We start from the raw sequence: 17,717 nt of genomic DNA, 5'->3' as shown, positions 1-17,717 counted from the left end.
GGTGGCACCACGGTCTCACGTCCCTTGCGGATGAGGCTTTTTTTGCGTTCTCGGAAATTGGAAATCACATCTAACGGAGGTCTATATTATGTTGAAAAAAGTAATGTCAGGCATACAACCGAGCGGTTCTCTAACTTTGGGTAACTATATCGGAGCGCTGAAAAATTTTGTGAAGCTGCAAGACGATCATCAATGTTTCTTTATGGTTGTCGATATGCATGCGATCACCGTTGCTCAAGATCCTGCGGCACTGCGTGAGCAGTCTGAAGCTGTAGCTGCACTCTTTATCGCGGCAGGAATTGATCCTGTGCGTTCGAATGTATATATGCAGTCCCATGTGCCTCAGCATGCGGAATTGGGTTGGATCATGACTACGCTAACGGCAATGGGCGAGCTTGAGCGTATGACACAGTTCAAAGATAAATCATCAGGTAAGGATTCGGTTGGCGCGGGCCTATTCGTATATCCTTCTTTAATGGCAGCAGATATTCTTGTTTATAATGCGGATCTTGTGCCAGTAGGTGAAGATCAGAAGCAGCACTTGGAGTTGACCCGTGATTTAGCTGGCCGATTTAATAACCGTTTTGGCGAATTCTTTACGATTCCTGAACCGTATATCCCTGAAGTGGGCGCACGCATTATGTCTCTGGATGATGGCACTAAAAAAATGAGCAAGAGCAGCCCAAATGCAGGCAGCTATATTGCCCTGTTGGATTCGCCGGATGTGATCCGTAAAAAAATCAGCCGCGCAACGACTGATTCTGGACGTGAAGTTATCTTTGATCCGGCTAATAAGCCAGAGATTAGTAACTTGATGAGTATTTACTCGGAATGTTCTGGAATGTCCCTCCAGCAAATTGCCGATCGTTATGAGGGACAAATGTATGGTGGCTTTAAGAAGGATCTTGGGGAAGTGGTTGTGTCCACACTTGAGCCTTTGCAACAAAGATATCATGAAATTCGCAGTTCAGGTGCGATCACTGATATTCTTGCCGAAGGTGCTGAACGCGCACGTATTGTTGCAGCTGAGACATTGAATGGCGTAAAAGAGCGGATGGGCTTTCTGCCAGCTCGTTAATCTAATCAGAGCTTAAACTTTCCTGTTTGCGTCTAATTCTGGCTTTGAGGATAAATCCCCAGCCAATATTCAATACGCAGAGAAAACCAAGCAGAAGTGCTAGCCAGAAGCTATAGCTGATCGCGATTGAAGCGGCAGTGAGAATAAGAATAGAAGAACAAGCGAACCAAAGTGAGAGTCCTTTACCCATTAAGAGCCTTCCTTTCCGTGTCTGCTAAAATGAATCCCGGAGTATTATAAATACTCCGGGATTTTTTGTGATTATAGAATAGTTCTCTCAGTAAGTCTACAGTTTCATCGTAAAGAACCAGGGTCGATGGAAAATCGTTTGTCGAGCTTATCGCTGCTAAGCCAGCCTACATAAGTATTTAAAGGTTTATATTGGTTATCCATAACTAATACAGCCACAAAAGGGTATTGTTTGCGGTGTAAATAACGAACGTCTCCCCAGCGCACCATATATCCTGAAGGAAGCTCCTCCACTTCGGCCACCGCATAAGAGGTGAAATATAAAAAGGACTGAATATCTGGATGCGACTTGGATATTTCCACAGCGGGATGATTCGAGCAGACCGCATGTTTGAACCATTCCAGACGGTTGTTCAGTAGCTGCCCAACGTCATAACTGCCGTCTTTTTTCACTTTAACTACGTTCCAGCGTTTAAGTGAAATTGTAGGGATTACAATATAACGTTCGCCAGCAGTATGGTGTATATCTTTAAGCTTGATGTTTCGTGTAAGGCGGGCATGAACAATCGTTCTCCAAATATAATAAAGAATGGTACAGGCATAAAGCGTAATAAATAAAGGTTTAGGCGGAACAATCCCAGTGATCCAGAGCAGAATAGCTGCGATATGGCTGCCAAAAATAAATGGATCGAAAATGTGGATGATATTCCAGGCGATCCATTTCTCAGTGAATGGACGGGCCGCCTGAGTTCCATAGGTGTTAAACAGATCAGAGAAGACGTGCACGCCTACACCTATGAAACCCCAGAGTGCAACATGGCTTAAAGCTGCCAAATCAGTAAATCCAAACAGAGGCCCTAAGACTAGGGCAATCAGAGCGGGCCACAAAATTAGAAAAGGCAAGGAGTGTGTGATTCCACGGTGATTACGAATATATATTGCATTGTCCTTTAGTCGTAATGCGGTATCGGCATCAGGAGCCTGTGAGCCTAAAATCGTTGCCAGCATAACGGCCCCGGCCAGTTTAGGGTCAGAAGCAACGACGGGATCGACGAAAGAAAGTCCGGCTAACCCTATGCCCATAACTAAATGTGTAGCGGTGTCCATTGGTCAGTTCTCCTTTGTTGTTCGGAAGTACATTATTAATAATTACCCAAATACGGCTTAGGTTATTAAGGGGCTGAAAATAAATATTGTCACGTAATTGTCAAATTCATGAACATACTGTGCCATGACTGTCAAAGTCTCCTCGGGTTTGATATGATAAAGTTAACAGCGAAGTCTATTTAGTGCTTCGGCTAGAACGTTAGAAGTTTGTTTAGAAGGAGGATCATTTGGTGTGGATAATCATATAACATTTCAAGCTTCTTCCGATTCTGCAGCTATGTCTGCAAAATCTCCACCGGAAGGTGCAAGTTGGCGTGATTTCATTACCGTAACAAAACCCGGTATTATCCGATCTAACCTCATCGCTGCCTTTGCAGGATATTGGCTGGCTTCAGGTTGGGATGTTCAATACGGCAGATTAGTTCTGACTCTGCTCGGTACAATGCTGGTTATGGCTTCGGCCTGTGTTTTTAATAACTATTTCGACCGTGATCTGGATATGAAGATGGAAAGAACGCGCGATCGTGGGCTTCCTACAGGACGATTGAAACCCAAAACCGTATTGCTGTATGCTATTGGGCTTGGGATTGCGGGTTTGATTGTGCTGTTTGCTTTTTCCGGAGTTTTAGCCGGTCTGTTCGGGATTGTAGGGATGTTCGTTTACGTTGTAGTATACACCCTTTGGTTGAAACGGACATCAACATGGAGCACTTCAGTAGGTGCGATCTCTGGAGCTATGCCACCGGTAATTGGCTACGTTGCAGTTACGGGAACAGTTGATCTAGGGGCTTGGCTGATGTTTGCGATGTTGTTTCTGTGGCAACCTCCCCATTTCTGGGCGCTCGGGATTAGACGTAAAGAAGAATATAGAGCCGCAGGTTTCCCACTGCTGCCTGTAGTCAAAGGAACACGTCGTACGAAGTTTCAAATGATTCCTTATGTAGCACTGTTACTGCCTATTCCAGTGTTAATGTACGCCTACGATTATGCAGGCATTTTTTATCTGGTGATTTCAACAGCGCTGTCCCTGGCTTGGTTAATCATAACCTTGATGGGCTTTGCAGCAAAAGATGACGAAGTCTGGGCGAAGAAGAACTTCCTCTTCTCCATTAACTACCTAACGGTAAGTTTGATCGTACTTGTATTAAATACGATTCACGGTTAAGAAGAGGGAGGGTATTATTGTCCGTGCAGACCTTTAAGCGTTATAAATGGACCTGGATTCTACTATTGCTTGCTTTGGTAATGGCTGGTTATCTGGCAGTTAATTCTTTGAATTTAGGAAAAGAAAAACTGCCGGTAATCGGAGAAGTGCAGGACTTTTCACTTGAAAATGTGGATGGAGACCAGATTACTCTGGCTGATACACAAGGTAAGGCACGGCTGGTATACTTTTTTTTCACGCAATGTCCGGATGTATGTCCTATAACTACGTTCCTGTTATCCCAGACACAGAAGATTCTGGTTGACGAGGGCAACTTTGGAAAAGATACGGCGTTCGTCTCCATTTCTTTTGATCCAGAGAATGATACACGTGAAGCCATTAAGACCTTTGCGGACCGTTTCCAGGCAGATTATAAGGGTTGGTACTTCTTACGGGGGGATCAGGAAGTGATTCGTAAGCTGGCAACTGATTCTTTTAAAGTACTAATTGCAGGGAATAGTAAAGAAAATTTCGTACATGCCAATCGCATAGCATTGGTTGATCGAGACAATCGTCTCCGTGCATTGTATGACGCAGGAGATACGGATAACGTAACGCCTGAATTTCTTGCCGATAGGCTGAATGAATTGGCTCGTGAATAGAACATAACCGCATAACAGAAACGCCTTTTTCGAATCCCGTTTATTGAAGGGATAACGAAAAAGGCGTTTTTAATTTCTTAGGCAATATATCGCGAATCAAAAAGGAATGGGTTCAGGGTAAATGATGAACTCTTCCAGACCCGCTTTTTCAAGCTGATTAATATTGTATTCATCTGGAGTGCCCTCCACTCCGGCATAACCCCGGCGCGTATAGATGTGACCAGCATCGGGAAAGGCATCGCGGAGAATCCCGCGTATTTTTTTGCCTGAACTGTCGTTATCCATATAAAGATATACTTCTCCATCTCCTACTTTTTGTCGCAGGGACTCGAGTTTGAGCGTATTTAATGTACCAAAGGTACAGAGGATTTCGACTTCCGGTACCAGCACGCGTCGTAATCTGCTGCGATCGTTTTTGCCTTCGACAATAATCGTAATGGACATTTGCTGACAATCACCTCCGGAAATGAAGCCTGAACTTTCAGACTCATTATAGTTTACCGAAGGAGGAGCAGTTTTAACAACTGTTTCTACAGGAAAATCTTCATTCCCCGGGAAATGTCGTAAAAACAATAAATCATGCGGCCCGCCCATTCCATTTGGAAGAGTAGGTGGACAGCTTGGCTGAATTTTTTGGCGGAAGCAGTAATAGTGCAACCATCAGCAATAGAAAGGCAATGAAATAAGGCGAAACAACGTCTCTTAGTTGTCCTGCGGCCACAGGCCCTGCGAATGCACCTAGTGACATGGCTATCGACTGCATGGAGAAGGTGCGTCCCATACGTCCTGGTCCACCTAGACTAATAAAGAGCGAAGCCATTGCAGGAAATAATATTCCTTTGGCTGCACCCAGCATAAAGAGAATAACGGAAGCGGGAATGCTGTGAAGTGAGGCGAGCGCAAAAAAACAAAGGGCCATTCCTAGCAAGGCCACGGCTATTCTTCCTCCTGGGGAAAAGCGGTTCAGGAAGAACAAACTGAGTGTTACCAAAGCCCCTAAGCTAAGGAGCGATAAAAGAATACCTGTGGAAACAATGCTATTACTTCCGGTCTGAGATAGAGGAAGCTCAAAGAACAGAACCCCTTGTGAACAAGAAACGAAAAAAGGCAGCAGATAATAACGTTTGGAAACTGGATTGGGATCGGATATAGGGACCGAAGGAAGATCCTGATTTTTTAAAGGAGGTGCTGCTGAGTTTACAGGGCGTACTAAACGCCGGGCAGGCGCCGGTACACTGAAAAAAGCCATGATTCCTGTAGCGATAAGCAACCATCCCAATGTGGTGAAGGTGCCGGAATAGCCAGCTTTAGCTACGATAAAGGCACCCGCTGCTGGGGATACCACTGAAGCTAAGGTATGAACGATACCATGTCCGGACATATATTTCCCCTGCTCAGTGGCATCAGATGATAATGAAGCCAGCAAGGTCATGCACGCCGGAGAGAGGAAGGCGAGCGCGAACCCGCTTGCTGCTCGTAGCATCAGCAAATGCCACGGAAGCTGAGCGTGAGCCTGCAGCAATAGAATGGCTCCCGCAGTAACAAGGCTAAAGACGATGTAGCGGCGGCTGCCATTACGATCGACGAGTACGCCTGCGAGCAAATTGCCAGGAAGATGGGTCAACGAATACATGCCCATCATCCAGCCAATAAAGGCGGGTCCCGCACCAAGAGAGATGGCAAAGGGCGTTAGAATAGGATACTGTGCATGTAAATCAAAAAACGCCAGAAAAAGAAACAGGTACAGCCATAGCGCAGTTTTCACAGGGAAACACCTCCGAGAGCCACCTACAATAAAGGTTAATGCAGGAAGGCGTATTTTAAGAAGATCAAATTTAAGCAACTACTTGTACTTTACGTGGGACAGAGAGGGCTTATACCGCTTTTTTAATTCCTGTAAGCAGGTATACCTTTCTCTGGCTGTGGAACCATGAATTATGATGGGCATTCATGTATAATAATTAATATTGGCGTCATGTCTATGGAGGAGATAATCCTTAGGACGAAACTAGGCGATAGGGGTGTTGTGAGGTTGATGGATCCAGAGGTGTGGTCACAGTTTATTAGAGAGAATTGGTTAGTTATTGTTATTGCGCTTGTTCTGTTGTTCGCGGTTGTTAATTTGGTCAAAACGATGTTGAAATGGGCGATTGTCATTATTATCGTTGTAGGTCTATTCATCTATAGTGGTGTGACAATGGACCAAATTGGTAACGCTGTGAATAAGGTGGCAGATGGAACGGTAAGCACGCTGAAGAAGGAAGCACAAGAGGTCATGCTTAAAGAGGCGCAGGATGCGAAGTACACTTCAAATGGTGACGGAACATTTACGATCACAACTCCGAATATTGAAGTGAAAGGTACTACTGGTGAAGATAAGGTAGAGGTTACTTTCCGCGGAGTTAGTCTTGGGAAGTGGAGTATTACAGATACCACACAAACATTTATCGAGGAAGCTCGGAAACATCAATAAACGGCCTCAGTTTAAATGATTATCAAAAACAAGCAAGCGGGCGGCTGAAAGGGGAGATTGGATATGATAAACGGTTGGTTGACTAGTCTGAGTGATGCAAATATCATCTCCATCGCCCTCCTGCTGGTAGTAGTCTTTTCACTATTGCAAGGCTGGAGCAGAGGGTTCTCAAGTGCTACCGGAAGATTATTCGGTCTGCTGGGAACAGGACTGTTTACAATAGCTTCTTTGGTGCTGGCCATTCCTGCTGCGGCGTATCTCAATCCTCATGTTCAGACTTGGGCAGCAGGAATAAGTCTGCCTGATAAACAGCTGACCCAGTGGCAGCAAATTTATTATACGGCTGTGTCTGTGCTGGCGGAATCGCCGCTGGTGCGGTTTCTATTGTTGTTATTGCTCTCTTATATCTTAATTCGCATGCTTCTGGGATTGTTGTCTATGCTGCTTCCATTCCACCAGCTACGGCGCACCAAGACATTTAAGGACAGAAAGATTACGCAAGTAAGCCGTATGGGTGGAGCTATCATAGGATTAATTATAGGCTTGACTCGTGGTTTAATTATTGTGCTCGCTCTCTTCATTTGTGTTGGCCTAAATCCAGAAAGTCAATTTAGCCGTTATGTGGAATCTTCTCCGATCTACAGTCAAAGCGCTGCCGCTGTATTTGAACCCTTTGTTGGGGAGACAGTGCAGAAAAAGCTGCCTATTCTGACGAAGACCGTTGCAGCTGAGATGAATGATATTCTGCGCAGAAAATATGAAGTTATCGATCATGACATTCCACAAGATATTGTGGGAGCTGCTGAAGATATTATTGGACAAGCGCAAGGAGACGAGAAGAAAGCCAGACTACTGTATGATTGGGTAGGAACACGAGTAACTTATGATTACGCCAAAGCGGAAAATTATGAAAAAAATAGAATTTGGCATGAACAGACCCCGCAGGATACCTTCGACACACGCATAGGGGTATGTATTGATTATGCCCGTCTTTACGCTGTTATGGCCCGCTCTCAAGGGTTACAGGTGCGCGTTGTAACGGGGCAAGGCTATGATGGTCGAGGCGGGTATGGCGCACATGCCTGGAATGAAGTTTATATAAGTGACCGGCAAGCTTGGATTCCATTGGATCCCACTTGGGCGAGCAGCGGAGATTGGTTTAATCCGAAGGATTTTGACGATACGCATATTAGGGAGAACGCACTCTGAGTGAGGGCGCCGCACTCCTTCCGTGTGGTACAATAAACTCATACCAACTGCTCTAACATAAATGCGAGTGCAATGCTCACAATCAGCTTCTTAGAAATCACCTTCATTATAAGAGCAATGTCGCTGGCTAAGGCAATTCAGACATTATTTTTATATAGAAGGGAAGAAAGCTGGTGAGCTTTGGGAAGCAGCTCCCGCCTGCGGACGGGAAATCTTCGAAACATTCTGTAGGTCTGAGATTGAATCTGTTTTTCTTTGGCACTTTTTTTATTTTTTGTATCATTATTGTGCGTCTTGCAGGTTTGCAGTTTACTGAGGGAGCTTTGCTGACAGAAGAAGAGATTAAACGGGATACGAAGTTTGTTCCGCTGGCAGCCATGCGAGGGATTATTTTTGCTGCCGGGGGTGAGCAGATAGCCTATTCTACACCTGTTGAGTCGCTCTATCTTACCCTAAATAAGGAATATACAGCTAAAACTACCGATAAAGTAACGGGTGAAACCTCACTAACGGAAAAAGCGAAAAATAAGTCTAATGACCTTGCAGCAAGATTAGTAGCGGAGTTTGAGAAATATGGAAGTGCAGATGCCCCCAAGTTAACGCAGCAGGACGTGCTGGATTTACTTGATCTGGACTTTAAAAAGTATCTGGGTTATGTACCGCGTCGTATAAAAGCAGGGCTAACTTCAGAAGAAATAGCTTATTTCATGGAACACAAGGATGAATATCCAGGTATTACCATTGTGGAAGAAAGTGTACGCCACTACGATAAAGATACGGTAGCTGTGCAGACGGTGGGTTTTGGCAAACCTTTTAAATCAACCGAAGACATAGCGATGTACAAAAATATTCGTAGTGCAATGAAAGACAATTCTTCACCGGGACTTATGTATAAAACGGAAGAATATGTAGGATTTGATGGTCTGGAAATGCAGTATCAACGCGAACTGCGCGGAGAAAATGGTTATCAGGTCATTTCGGTCACTCCTCAAAATATGGCGGAGAAGGTAGAACAGACCGTTCCCCCTGTAAAAGGCAATAATATTTGGATGACTATTAATAAGAATGTTCAGATGAAGACTGAACAGGCTATTTTGGATCAGATTAAATGGCTGCACACCAATGCTGTTCAAGGCGAAACTCATCCTGATGCTTTAACAGGTTATGCAGTAGCAATGGAAGTAGAGACTGGTAATGTTGTCGCTATGGCGAGTATGCCGGATTACGATTCGAATGTATGGACAAAGGACTCGTTGCCTACATCCGTCTGGAATAAAATTATGAACAATCATCTGAATGGTACTATTACCTCGAATTCTTCCGGGAGATCGGGTCATGATTTTAGCTCTCTTGTATTCATGGGATCGACCATCAAACCGTTAAGTGTATTAATTGGTTTAAATGAAGGATTTTTTAGCACCTCGAGCACTTATCCAGATGTGGGGATTACCTATTTCGGTAAGGATGATAAATCATCGGTTAGAAATTCATCAGGTCATGTCTATGGAAAACTGTATCCGGCTGATGCTATCAAGCAATCCTCTAACGTATTTATGGTGGATATGGTCGGAAAGCAACTTTATAAGAAATACCTGGGAGATAAAGGCGTAGAGGTCTGGGACCAATATATGAAAAAGTTCGGACTGGGTGTGTCAACACAAAGTGGTCTTCCCGGTGAATCACCAGGTCAGATTAACTATACAGATTTCAAGGCTGCAGGGAGCTCGCAGGCCGCGCTCGTCTACGCATCTTTTGGCCAGCAAGGCAGTTATACTACATTACAGCTTGCCCAGTATGCTACTACACTTGCAAATGAAGGTGTGCGAATTAAACCACAGCTTGTAAGTAAGATTACGGATGCGCAAGGTAAGGTGGTTAAGGAATTTAAAAAAGAAGTGCTTAATAAAGTAACCTTTGATAAATCGTTCTGGAGAGAAATCAAAAAGGGAATGAGCAGTAAAGTTAGTGCTTTTGACGATTTTCCTTATGATTTTGCCCGTAAGACAGGAACCTCTGAAAAAACGGATAGAAAAAATATAAACCGTGATAACGGGGTTTTTATTGCCTTTGCTCCACGTGAGAATCCGAAACTGGCTGTAGCGGTTGTGATTCCGGAGGGCGGCTTTGGCTCCAATAGTGCAGCTCCGGTTGCCCGTAAGATTTTTGATGCTTATGATTGGGAATATGGGCTGGATGGGGTTCCAAAGAAGAATATTCCTCCTGTGGCAGATCCCGTTCAAGAACAATAAGCTTAAATTAGAGAAAAAGGAGAGAAAAACTGTGAGTTTTTTCCGTAAGCAGGCCTCACCTCCTGACGAGACCAGCAGCAAAAGTTCCATTGGCCTGCGACTCAACGTGTTTTTCTTTAGCACGTTCGTTATATTTTGCGTAATCATCATCCGGCTAGCTGTCCTGCAGTTCGTGGAAGGTCCAACTTTAACTGAGGTAGAGACGAGTAGAGATACTAAAAATGTACCGTTAGCTTCCATGAGAGGGGTTATATACGCTGCAGGCGGTGAGAAGCTAGCTTATTCCACACCTGTTCAATCGCTGTATATCACGCTCAATAAAGAGTATACGGCTAAGGAAACAGATAAAGTCACCGGTAAAACAACGCTGACCCCAGAGGCTAAGGCCAAGTCTGATGCCTTGGCAGCCAAGCTGGTAGCTGATTTCAATAAATATGGTAATCCAAATGCAGAGAAGATGACGGAGAAAGATGTAATTGATGCGCTGGATTTATATTTTCGTAAATCACTTGGCTTTATGGCACGGCGAATTAAGGCTGATCTGACTACTGAAGAAGTAGCTTATTTCATGGAGCATAAAGGAGAATATCCGGGGCTTGAGATTGTCGAGGAGAGCATTCGTCATTACGATAAAGATACGGTTGCTGTACAGACGATTGGTTATATCAAACCCTTCAAATCCGCGAACAGTCTTAATATTTATAAAAACATTCTTAGTGCTATGAAAAACAATCCGGAGCCAGGGCTAACGTATAAGGATGATGAATTTGTTGGATTCGATGGGCTGGAGCTGAAATATCAGCGTGAGCTTCGCGGGCAAAACGGCTATCAGGAAATTTCCGTCAATCCACAGAATATGGCGGAGAAAATTGAGCGTGTCGTTCCGCCTGTCAAAGGAAATGACATCTGGACAACAATTAATAAGAACGTTCAGATGAAGACAGAACAGGCGATAACAGATCAGCTCAAATGGTTGCACTCTAATACCGTACAAGGCAGAACGCATCCGAATGCTTTAACGGGATATGCAGTAGCGATGGAAGTGGATACTGGTAATATTGTCGCTATGGCGAGTATGCCTGACTATGATACGAATGTTTGGACATCAGGTTCTTTGTCTTCAGATGTCTGGAACAGTATTATGGATAATTATCAGAACGGTACGATCACTCCTATTTCTTCGGGAACCTCAGGGAACGGACTAAGATCTGTACTGCTTCTAGGTTCAACGATTAAACCTTTGAGTGTACTCGTGGGCCTGAATGAAGGGTTGTTTTCAACTTCTTCTTATTATCAGGATAGAGGTTTTGCGACTTTTGGTAAGTCTGGGCATGAAACGAAGGTAAGAAACTCTTCTAACCACGTATATGGTTCTTTGGATCCTGCTAGAGCCATTGAGAAATCCTCGAATGCATTTATGGTCGATATGGTCGGTAAAAGATTGTATGACAAATATAAAAGCAAAGGGATAGACATCTGGGATGTCTATATGAAAGAGTTCGGCCTTGGTGTATCTACGGGAATTGACCTGCCTAATGAATTCTTGGGTCAAAGAAACTATACCAATATAGAAGCTGCTGGTAGTGCGCAGTCCGCACTGGTCTATGCCTCTTTCGGACAACAAGGAAGTTATACAGTAATGCAGCTTGCACAGTATGTTACTACACTTGCTAATGAAGGACAGCGGATTAAACCTCAACTGGTTAGCAAGATTACTGATGCAGATGGAAATATAATCAAAGAATTTAAACGTGAGGTGCTTGATGAAGTAACAAACTTCGATAAGTCCTACTGGAATGAAATTAAGCAGGGGATGCGAAGTGAAGTTAGTGCTTTTTCTGATTTCCCTTATGACTTTGCCCGTAAGACGGGAACCTCTCAGCAAGTAGCTAAGGGTGAAATTCGCGATAATGGGGTATTTATTGCATATGCTCCACGTAATAATCCTAAGTTGGCTGTGGCGGTTGTAATCCCTGAAGGTGGCTTTGGTTCACAAAGTGCGGCACCAGTCGCACGTAAAATATTTGATGCCTATGATTGGGAATATGGGCTTGATGGAGTTCCAAAGAAAAGTCTCCAGTCTGGCAATAATACTAATGATAATGCGAAGGAGGGAGAGACTACAGGTACCGAGTAACTCTGACCCTATGGCTAAGATTTAAAAAAATAAACAGCTTCTCAATAGAGAGCATACAAGAATGGAGGGGTGGCAAATGATTGCCAAATACCGCCTGCTTGCATTGGATATGGATGGAACCCTACTGAATGATGAACAGATAATTACACCCACAACGGTGGAATGGATTCAAAAGGCGGTCAACGCAGGCGTTCATGTCTGTCTGTCGACAGGCCGGGCATTTGTAAGTGCCTTACCCTATGCAGAGCAGCTAGGTTTAGAGACACCGATGATCACTGTGAACGGCAGTGAGGTGTGGAGAGCGCCACATGAAATATACCGGAGATCGCTAATGGATCCCAAGCTGGTACAAGAAATGTATGATCTTGCAAAAGCAGATGACATCTGGTTCTGGGCTTATTCTCTGGACGAAGTTCTCAAACAGGATAACTGGGATGGGGATGTAACGGGTAGAGAATGGCTTAAGTTCGGTTATCACACTGAAGATGATGAGCTTCGCCATAAGCTGTTGCTTCGTCTTCAAGATATGGGTGGACTGGAGATTACGAACTCTTCTCCGCACAATCTGGAGATTAATCCTCTAGGCGTGAATAAGGCAGCAGGAATAAAGGAAGTCTGCAAGCTGCTGGGAATAGAAATGTCACAAGTTGTAGCTGTGGGCGACAGCCTTAACGATCTGGCGGCGATCCAGCAGGCTGGACTTGGGGTTGCCATGGGCAACGCGCAAAAGACGGTTAAACAAGAGGCTGATGTTGTGGTGGCGACCAATAATCAAGACGGGATTGCCGAGGTCATCCAAAAGTATATCTTTACCGAAGCTGCAGCCTCTGTAGGCAGCAAATAATAAAAGCAGTACTGCGAAGTGAATCCATGGAGCATTATGCTAGTAGGAGGTTAAGGAATTGACGATCCTGGGTTGGATTCTTATCATTGTTTTGTTTGCTGTAGGATTGGCAGGGGCTGTGTATCCCATACTGCCGGGTGCGTTAGCGATCTATCTTGCCTTTTTTGTATACGGCTGGTTCTTTTCTTTTGAGCCCTTTGGGGTTTGGTTCTGGATTATTCAAACACTGATTGTTGTAGTTCTTTTTGTTGCTGATTATGTTGTAGGAGCGTGGGGTGTCAAAAAATTTGGCGGCTCACGTTCATCGATTATCGGGAGCACGATCGGGCTGATCTTGGGACCTTTTGTTATCCCGGCTTTTGGTCTTATCATTGGACCATTTCTAGGGGCTTTTATTGGAGAATTGATCGTGGGATCTTCACCTTCTAAAGCTGCTAAGGTAAGTGTTGGCTCCATACTCGGCTTATTTAGCAGCACCTTGGTCAAAATCGTGTTGCAGGTAATTATGGTCGTCCTCTTTTTTATATGGGTCGCCCGGTTTTAATTTAACAGTGAAGAAGGGGAAAGAGTTTGTCCAAGAAAGAGTCTTTTGTTAAAGGCACGCTTATCCTTGCTGCTGCAGCTTTGGTGGCAAGGGTACTCGGGCTTGTCCAGCGTGTGCCGCTGGACCATATCTTTGACGGTGTGGGGAGAGCATCGTTCGGAGTTTCTAACAATATCTATTTAATGCTTCTAACCGTAGCCACCGCTGGGATTCCAAGTACACTCAGCAAAATGGTCTCTGAACGATACGCCTTGAATCGTCCTGAAGAGGCGAGACAAGTGTATCATGCTGCACTGCTGTTTTCAGTGGCAGCAGGGGTGTTTATGACTGTCTTGCTGTACATAGGGGCTCCATTTTATGCAACTCATATTGCTGATGTCCCTGAATCGGCGATGGCGATAAAAGCTATTGCGCCTGCCCTGCTTCTTTTTCCGGCAATAGCGATGATGCGTGGATATTTTCAAGGCCGCAACAATATGATGGCAGGTGGGATTTCTCAGATCGTGGAGCAATTCGCTCGCGTACTGACCGCTATTTTGCTGGCTTATATTTTATTACATCAAGGTTATAGCAACACTACAATTGCTGCGGGAGCATCCTTTGGTAGCGTGATCGGTAGTATTGCGGCGTTTGGCGTAATGATTTATTTTGCAGTCAAACTTCGCCGTGAGGACAAGCAATTAGGATTGAATTATGATACTGCTCAAAAATTACCGATTTGGGGTATCTACAAGGATATTTTTACACTGTCTATTCCCATTGTGCTGTCTTCCCTTACGATTCCGGTTGTGAATGTAATTGACACTTCTCTTACGGTACGATTATTGATTGATCAGATAGGTAGGGATAGTGCCACTTCAGCGCTAGGTATTTTATCCAATCGTGCTCAGAGTGTAGCGGGCATTCCACCTGTTCTAGCTATCGCACTTGGAACTTCATTGATTCCGATCATTTCGGCTGCCTATGCCCGCCGTGATGAGGGGCATTTGAAAAAGCAGATAACGCTTGCTCTGCGGATTTCTATTTTGACAGGGATGCCGATTGTATTGGCGCTTGTAGCAGCTGCTTATTCTGTAAATGGATTATTGTTCGCCAGTTTAGATGGCAGTGGTATCGTAGCCATGCTTACTTTAGGAACGATCTTTCAGATTACGATGATGACAACGAACTCTATTTTGTTAGGTATGGGCAAATCGCGAATTTCCATGTATTATGTGTTAGCGGGTATTATTGTAAAATTAGTGGCGAGCTTATTACTTAGTAAGGTATTTGGCATCTACGGAATCATCGGTGCAACAGCACTTTGTTTCGTGGTCATTACTTTGCTTAACTTACGCATGCTGAAATCGATCGTGCCTTTTGAAATTATGGGCAAACGTTGGGGCGGTTTCGCGATTGCGGTACTTGTGTCCGGCGGGATTGGTTATGGCTTGAATGAGGCTGGGATTCTGTTAACAGATCTGATGCCGGCACGTTTGGCGTTTCTGATCACTTGTCTTGTTGTAGGAGCAGCAGTTGTTGTTATTTATCTAGTACTGCTTATTGTGCTGGGCGTGCTGACTAAACAGGAAATCTCCAGTTATCCGCGGGCGCTGCAAAAATTATTGAATCCGCTGATGAAGTTACAGCCTGCACGTGTTCGTATGAGAGAATAGGTTTGACTTCTACCCTGCATTTTGCTTCACTTAAAGAGTAGAAAATAGACAGATATTGAAGAAGGGACTGAGTAAATCATGGACAAAATTAGTTCTCCTGCTGAATTTCAGGTAGCCATTCAATCACCTCGATTAACAGTGGCCATCTTCAAGGCTGACTGGTGCTCGGATTGCAAATTTATCGATCCTTTTATCCCAGAGGTAGAGCAGGCTTATGCAGACCGCCTTACACTGGTTGAGGTAGATGTTGATGCCGTGGGCGATGTTAGCCAAGAACAAAATATTATGGGTATTCCAAGCTTCGTCGCATATTCGGATGGACGGGAATTGGTTAGATTCGTTAATAAATTGCGCAAATCCCGTGAAGAGATTGAAAATTTCCTTGATAAAGCGGTCCAAGTGCATCAAAGCCTTCAAAAGTAATTCCTAAGGAACCACCGCTTTCGCCTGTTTGTGCAAAAGCGGTGGTTTTTTGAAATATAAGTCTGGCTGCTTCTTCATTACTAAAAACTGCGGGTGATATTTTTGACGACAAATCAGTTGAAATGGCTTAGTTATCTTACTTGCCTTATCATGTTCCTCGCTGTACTCGGAGGAGCGGTAGTGACGAAGACTGGATCGGGCTTGGAATGCGGAAATGAATGGCCGCTCTGTCATGGGAAATTAATTCCGGCTTATACTATAGGCTCGATGATTGAATACACCCATCGCTTGTTTAGCGGTTTGGCAGGGTTATTCTCACTTGCCTCGATGTTTGCTTTTTGGCGTTATGCCCGTACTCGGCGCGATTTGCTGGGCTATGCATTTATGACTTTATTATTCGTCATCGTTCAAGGTGGTATGGGAGCGCTTGCAGTAATTAGATCTCAATCTGCTGCTGTAATGGCGCTGCATATGGGTTTTTCTTTGATCGCCTTTTCGAGCGCTATGATGTTGGCTCTTGGAACCAAGAGATGGCATGAATCGCGCGAATATGATCATACATTGGAAGCTCAAAAGAAACCCGTAAGTAAGGCTTTTCGCAATTTAACTTGTTTTACTGCCATCTATTCTTATATTGTCGTGTATATTGGAGCCTTTGTAAGTCATACGGATTCACAGGGCGGGTGTTCGGGTTGGCCGCTTTGTAATGGAGAATGGGTTCCGGAGCTTTCCGGAGGTGTAGGTGTTGTTTTTACGCATCGGATTGCGGCTTTGCTCTTATTCATGCTTACTGCGCTGCTTGGGCATTTAGCATTTTGGAAGCATAAGGATTATCCAGAGCTTAGAGCGCTAGGTGTAGCTGCAGTGCTGTTATGCTTGATGCAGGTGTTTAGTGGGGCGGCTGTGGTTTACACCCTAGATAATGAAAGATTGTACATATTTGCCGCTTTGGCTCATATTTTGCTGATTGCCAGTTTGTTTGGTGTCTTATGTTATATGAGTGTAAGAGTCTGGCAGCTAAATCGTGCGGGTAGTGTCGTGTCTGGAAAAAATGTAACGAACCCAATGATTCCACCGCCTTGGTAGAACATTCCCTCCGTGGATAGAGGCGCTTCACCCGCGGAATAATAAAGTGGAAATCGGTATATCGTGGAGCTGATTGGCCGATGCTTACGTCGCGAGTTTTGTACGAAGCAGTCCATGGAAGCAGACGCTGAACAAAACTTTAGGAGGACTGGGATATGCTGCGGGTATTACTTGGAGAGCCGCCTCGAAAGAACAGTGGTGTGTTGGCTGATGCGATGGAGAATATGGCCACTTTTGCAGCATTGCTGCGCAAGGAAATGAGTGCCCATGAGGATAATGACCATGAATACCGCAAGCTGGAGATTTGGACACGTGGGCTGATTTCCTCTCTGGATGAACTGGAGCAAAGTTGGTTCGCGGCCGCTTTTTACCGGAAATTAGTGATTGCGGGTTATATGGATGATATGACACCGGTGGAACAGGGCGATTATGCACGTTATGTTTATTTTTATAAAGATGGCTTTATCCGGGTTTTCTCTCTTCTGGACAAGCTTGGGACGGTACTGAATCATTTTTATGATCTCAAAACATCCAAATTAAAAACGCACTTTTCTTACTTTACAGTGCTGCGTCAGCTTCAATTATTGAATGTGCATCCTGCATTAGCGGATCAACTGGAACAGATCAAGAACTCCTACCGCGATCCATTGGAGAATTTACGCAAGCGCAGAAATGCTGAAATTCATTATATGAATTCTGAAATGCAGGATGATTTGTGGCAGCGGCACCAAGGTCTGCATGACAAAATTCAGCTCGAGGATCTGGATAGCCATCTTGAGGATTTAAAACAATCGCTCGAAATGAACTGTAAGACATTAATCGCGGCATTCAGCTACAGCAATGAACAGCTGCGTAAGGAAATAAGCAAGGCAAAGAGCATAAAATCGTAATCGTTCAATATATTTCCTTTTGACAAA

17 protein-coding genes and 1 other annotated feature (1 of these 18 running past the window's edge) are annotated in these 17,717 nt (G+C 44.4%); of the genes, 13 read left to right on the top strand and 4 right to left on the bottom strand.

The genetic code is table 11. The features are described from left to right. Positions 1-28, top strand: a binding site (T-box leader) (it extends 212 nt beyond the left edge of the window). 63 nt (positions 29-91) lie between these two features. Beyond that, positions 92-1,078, top strand: a complete 987-nt coding sequence (gene trpS, locus NYE72_RS25805; protein ID WP_036685592.1) for a tryptophan--tRNA ligase — start codon at positions 92-94, stop codon at positions 1,076-1,078. 1 nt (position 1,079) lies between these two features. On the opposite strand, the gene NYE72_RS25800 is transcribed toward trpS, so the two are convergent. Both NYE72_RS25800 and NYE72_RS25795 read right to left on the bottom strand, forming a co-directional pair. Continuing rightward, positions 1,080-1,268, bottom strand: a complete 189-nt coding sequence (locus tag NYE72_RS25800) for a hypothetical protein (RefSeq protein WP_038573198.1) — start codon at positions 1,266-1,268, stop codon at positions 1,080-1,082. Between the two features lie 104 nt (positions 1,269-1,372). Then, the gene (locus NYE72_RS25795) at positions 1,373-2,374 is read right to left on the bottom strand and encodes a metal-dependent hydrolase (RefSeq protein ID WP_076105306.1); all 1,002 of its coding nucleotides are present in this window, start codon (positions 2,372-2,374) and stop codon (positions 1,373-1,375) included. A 232-nt stretch (positions 2,375-2,606) separates the two neighbouring features. Between NYE72_RS25795 and cyoE the strand changes: the two genes are divergently transcribed. Together cyoE and NYE72_RS25785 are read left to right on the top strand one after the other, a co-directional pair. After that, positions 2,607-3,539, top strand: coding sequence for a heme o synthase (gene cyoE, locus NYE72_RS25790; protein WP_036685285.1), 933 nt, complete (start codon positions 2,607-2,609; stop codon positions 3,537-3,539). 23 nt (positions 3,540-3,562) lie between these two features. Then, complete coding sequence (locus NYE72_RS25785) at positions 3,563-4,180, top strand: SCO family protein (RefSeq protein ID WP_141118578.1); 618 nt, start codon at positions 3,563-3,565, stop codon at positions 4,178-4,180. A 96-nt stretch (positions 4,181-4,276) separates the two neighbouring features. Here the strand turns inward: NYE72_RS25785 and NYE72_RS25780 are convergent, their stop codons facing one another. After that, a complete protein-coding gene (locus NYE72_RS25780) occupies positions 4,277-4,624 on the bottom strand; it encodes a DNA primase (RefSeq protein ID WP_036685586.1) in 348 nt (115 codons plus the stop codon). A gap of 133 nt (positions 4,625-4,757) precedes the next feature. Then, a complete protein-coding gene (locus NYE72_RS25775; protein ID WP_038573195.1) occupies positions 4,758-5,945 on the bottom strand; it encodes an MFS transporter in 1,188 nt (395 codons plus the stop codon). Between the two features lie 270 nt (positions 5,946-6,215). Here NYE72_RS25775 and NYE72_RS25770 point away from each other — a divergent pair, with 270 nt between their 5' ends. The 10 genes from NYE72_RS25770 (at position 6,216) to NYE72_RS25725 (ending at position 17,690) form a co-directional block, all read left to right on the top strand. Next, a complete protein-coding gene (locus NYE72_RS25770) occupies positions 6,216-6,653 on the top strand; it encodes a hypothetical protein (RefSeq protein WP_036685280.1) in 438 nt (145 codons plus the stop codon). A gap of 63 nt (positions 6,654-6,716) precedes the next feature. Next, positions 6,717-7,862 (top strand): transglutaminase-like domain-containing protein, encoded by a 1,146-nt coding sequence (locus NYE72_RS25765; RefSeq protein ID WP_036685274.1) that lies wholly within the window; start codon positions 6,717-6,719, stop codon positions 7,860-7,862. Positions 7,863-8,035: 173 nt separating this feature from the next. Beyond that, positions 8,036-10,111 (top strand): penicillin-binding protein 2, encoded by a 2,076-nt coding sequence (locus tag NYE72_RS25760; protein WP_339210728.1) that lies wholly within the window; start codon positions 8,036-8,038, stop codon positions 10,109-10,111. A 31-nt stretch (positions 10,112-10,142) separates the two neighbouring features. Further along, the gene (locus tag NYE72_RS25755) at positions 10,143-12,248 is read left to right on the top strand and encodes a penicillin-binding transpeptidase domain-containing protein (protein WP_076105304.1); all 2,106 of its coding nucleotides are present in this window, start codon (positions 10,143-10,145) and stop codon (positions 12,246-12,248) included. A 76-nt stretch (positions 12,249-12,324) separates the two neighbouring features. Next, positions 12,325-13,092, top strand: a complete 768-nt coding sequence (locus tag NYE72_RS25750) for a Cof-type HAD-IIB family hydrolase (RefSeq protein WP_036685270.1) — start codon at positions 12,325-12,327, stop codon at positions 13,090-13,092. 58 nt (positions 13,093-13,150) lie between these two features. Continuing rightward, complete coding sequence (locus tag NYE72_RS25745) at positions 13,151-13,636, top strand: DUF456 family protein (protein ID WP_038573189.1); 486 nt, start codon at positions 13,151-13,153, stop codon at positions 13,634-13,636. Between the two features lie 26 nt (positions 13,637-13,662). Further along, a complete protein-coding gene (locus NYE72_RS25740) occupies positions 13,663-15,291 on the top strand; it encodes a polysaccharide biosynthesis protein (RefSeq protein WP_038573188.1) in 1,629 nt (542 codons plus the stop codon). 78 nt (positions 15,292-15,369) lie between these two features. Next, entirely contained in the window at positions 15,370-15,714 is a 345-nt protein-coding gene (locus NYE72_RS25735; RefSeq protein WP_036685265.1) for a thioredoxin family protein, read from the top strand. A 102-nt stretch (positions 15,715-15,816) separates the two neighbouring features. Then, positions 15,817-16,800, top strand: a complete 984-nt coding sequence (locus NYE72_RS25730; protein ID WP_326046884.1) for a COX15/CtaA family protein — start codon at positions 15,817-15,819, stop codon at positions 16,798-16,800. Positions 16,801-16,955: 155 nt separating this feature from the next. Then, positions 16,956-17,690, top strand: a complete 735-nt coding sequence (locus NYE72_RS25725; protein ID WP_036685261.1) for a Cthe_2314 family HEPN domain-containing protein — start codon at positions 16,956-16,958, stop codon at positions 17,688-17,690. The last annotated feature ends 27 nt before the right edge of the window (positions 17,691-17,717 follow it).

The sequence above is a fragment of the Paenibacillus sp. FSL L8-0333 genome (assembly GCF_037965665.1).
GTDB classification, from domain to species: Bacteria; Bacillota; Bacilli; order Paenibacillales; family Paenibacillaceae; genus Paenibacillus_AQ; species Paenibacillus_AQ odorifer.
The sequence above is the reverse complement of the archived record's forward strand: the minus strand, read 5'-3'. Positions and strand labels throughout refer to the sequence as shown.

Excerpts from the sequence above, each read along its gene's own strand:
- NYE72_RS25800 (WP_038573198.1), bottom strand. The coding sequence starts at position 1,268 with ATGGGTAAAGGACTCTCACTTTGGTTCGCTTGTTCTTCTATTCTTATT.
- NYE72_RS25795 (WP_076105306.1), bottom strand. The coding sequence starts at position 2,374 with ATGGACACCGCTACACATTTAGTTATGGGCATAGGGTTAGCCGGACTT.
- NYE72_RS25780 (WP_036685586.1), bottom strand. The coding sequence starts at position 4,624 with ATGTCCATTACGATTATTGTCGAAGGCAAAAACGATCGCAGCAGATTA.
- NYE72_RS25770 (WP_036685280.1), top strand. The coding sequence starts at position 6,216 with ATGGATCCAGAGGTGTGGTCACAGTTTATTAGAGAGAATTGGTTAGTT.
- NYE72_RS25765 (WP_036685274.1), top strand. The coding sequence starts at position 6,717 with ATGATAAACGGTTGGTTGACTAGTCTGAGTGATGCAAATATCATCTCC.
- NYE72_RS25750 (WP_036685270.1), top strand. The coding sequence starts at position 12,325 with ATGATTGCCAAATACCGCCTGCTTGCATTGGATATGGATGGAACCCTA.
- NYE72_RS25735 (WP_036685265.1), top strand. The coding sequence starts at position 15,370 with ATGGACAAAATTAGTTCTCCTGCTGAATTTCAGGTAGCCATTCAATCA.
- NYE72_RS25725 (WP_036685261.1), top strand. The coding sequence starts at position 16,956 with ATGCTGCGGGTATTACTTGGAGAGCCGCCTCGAAAGAACAGTGGTGTG.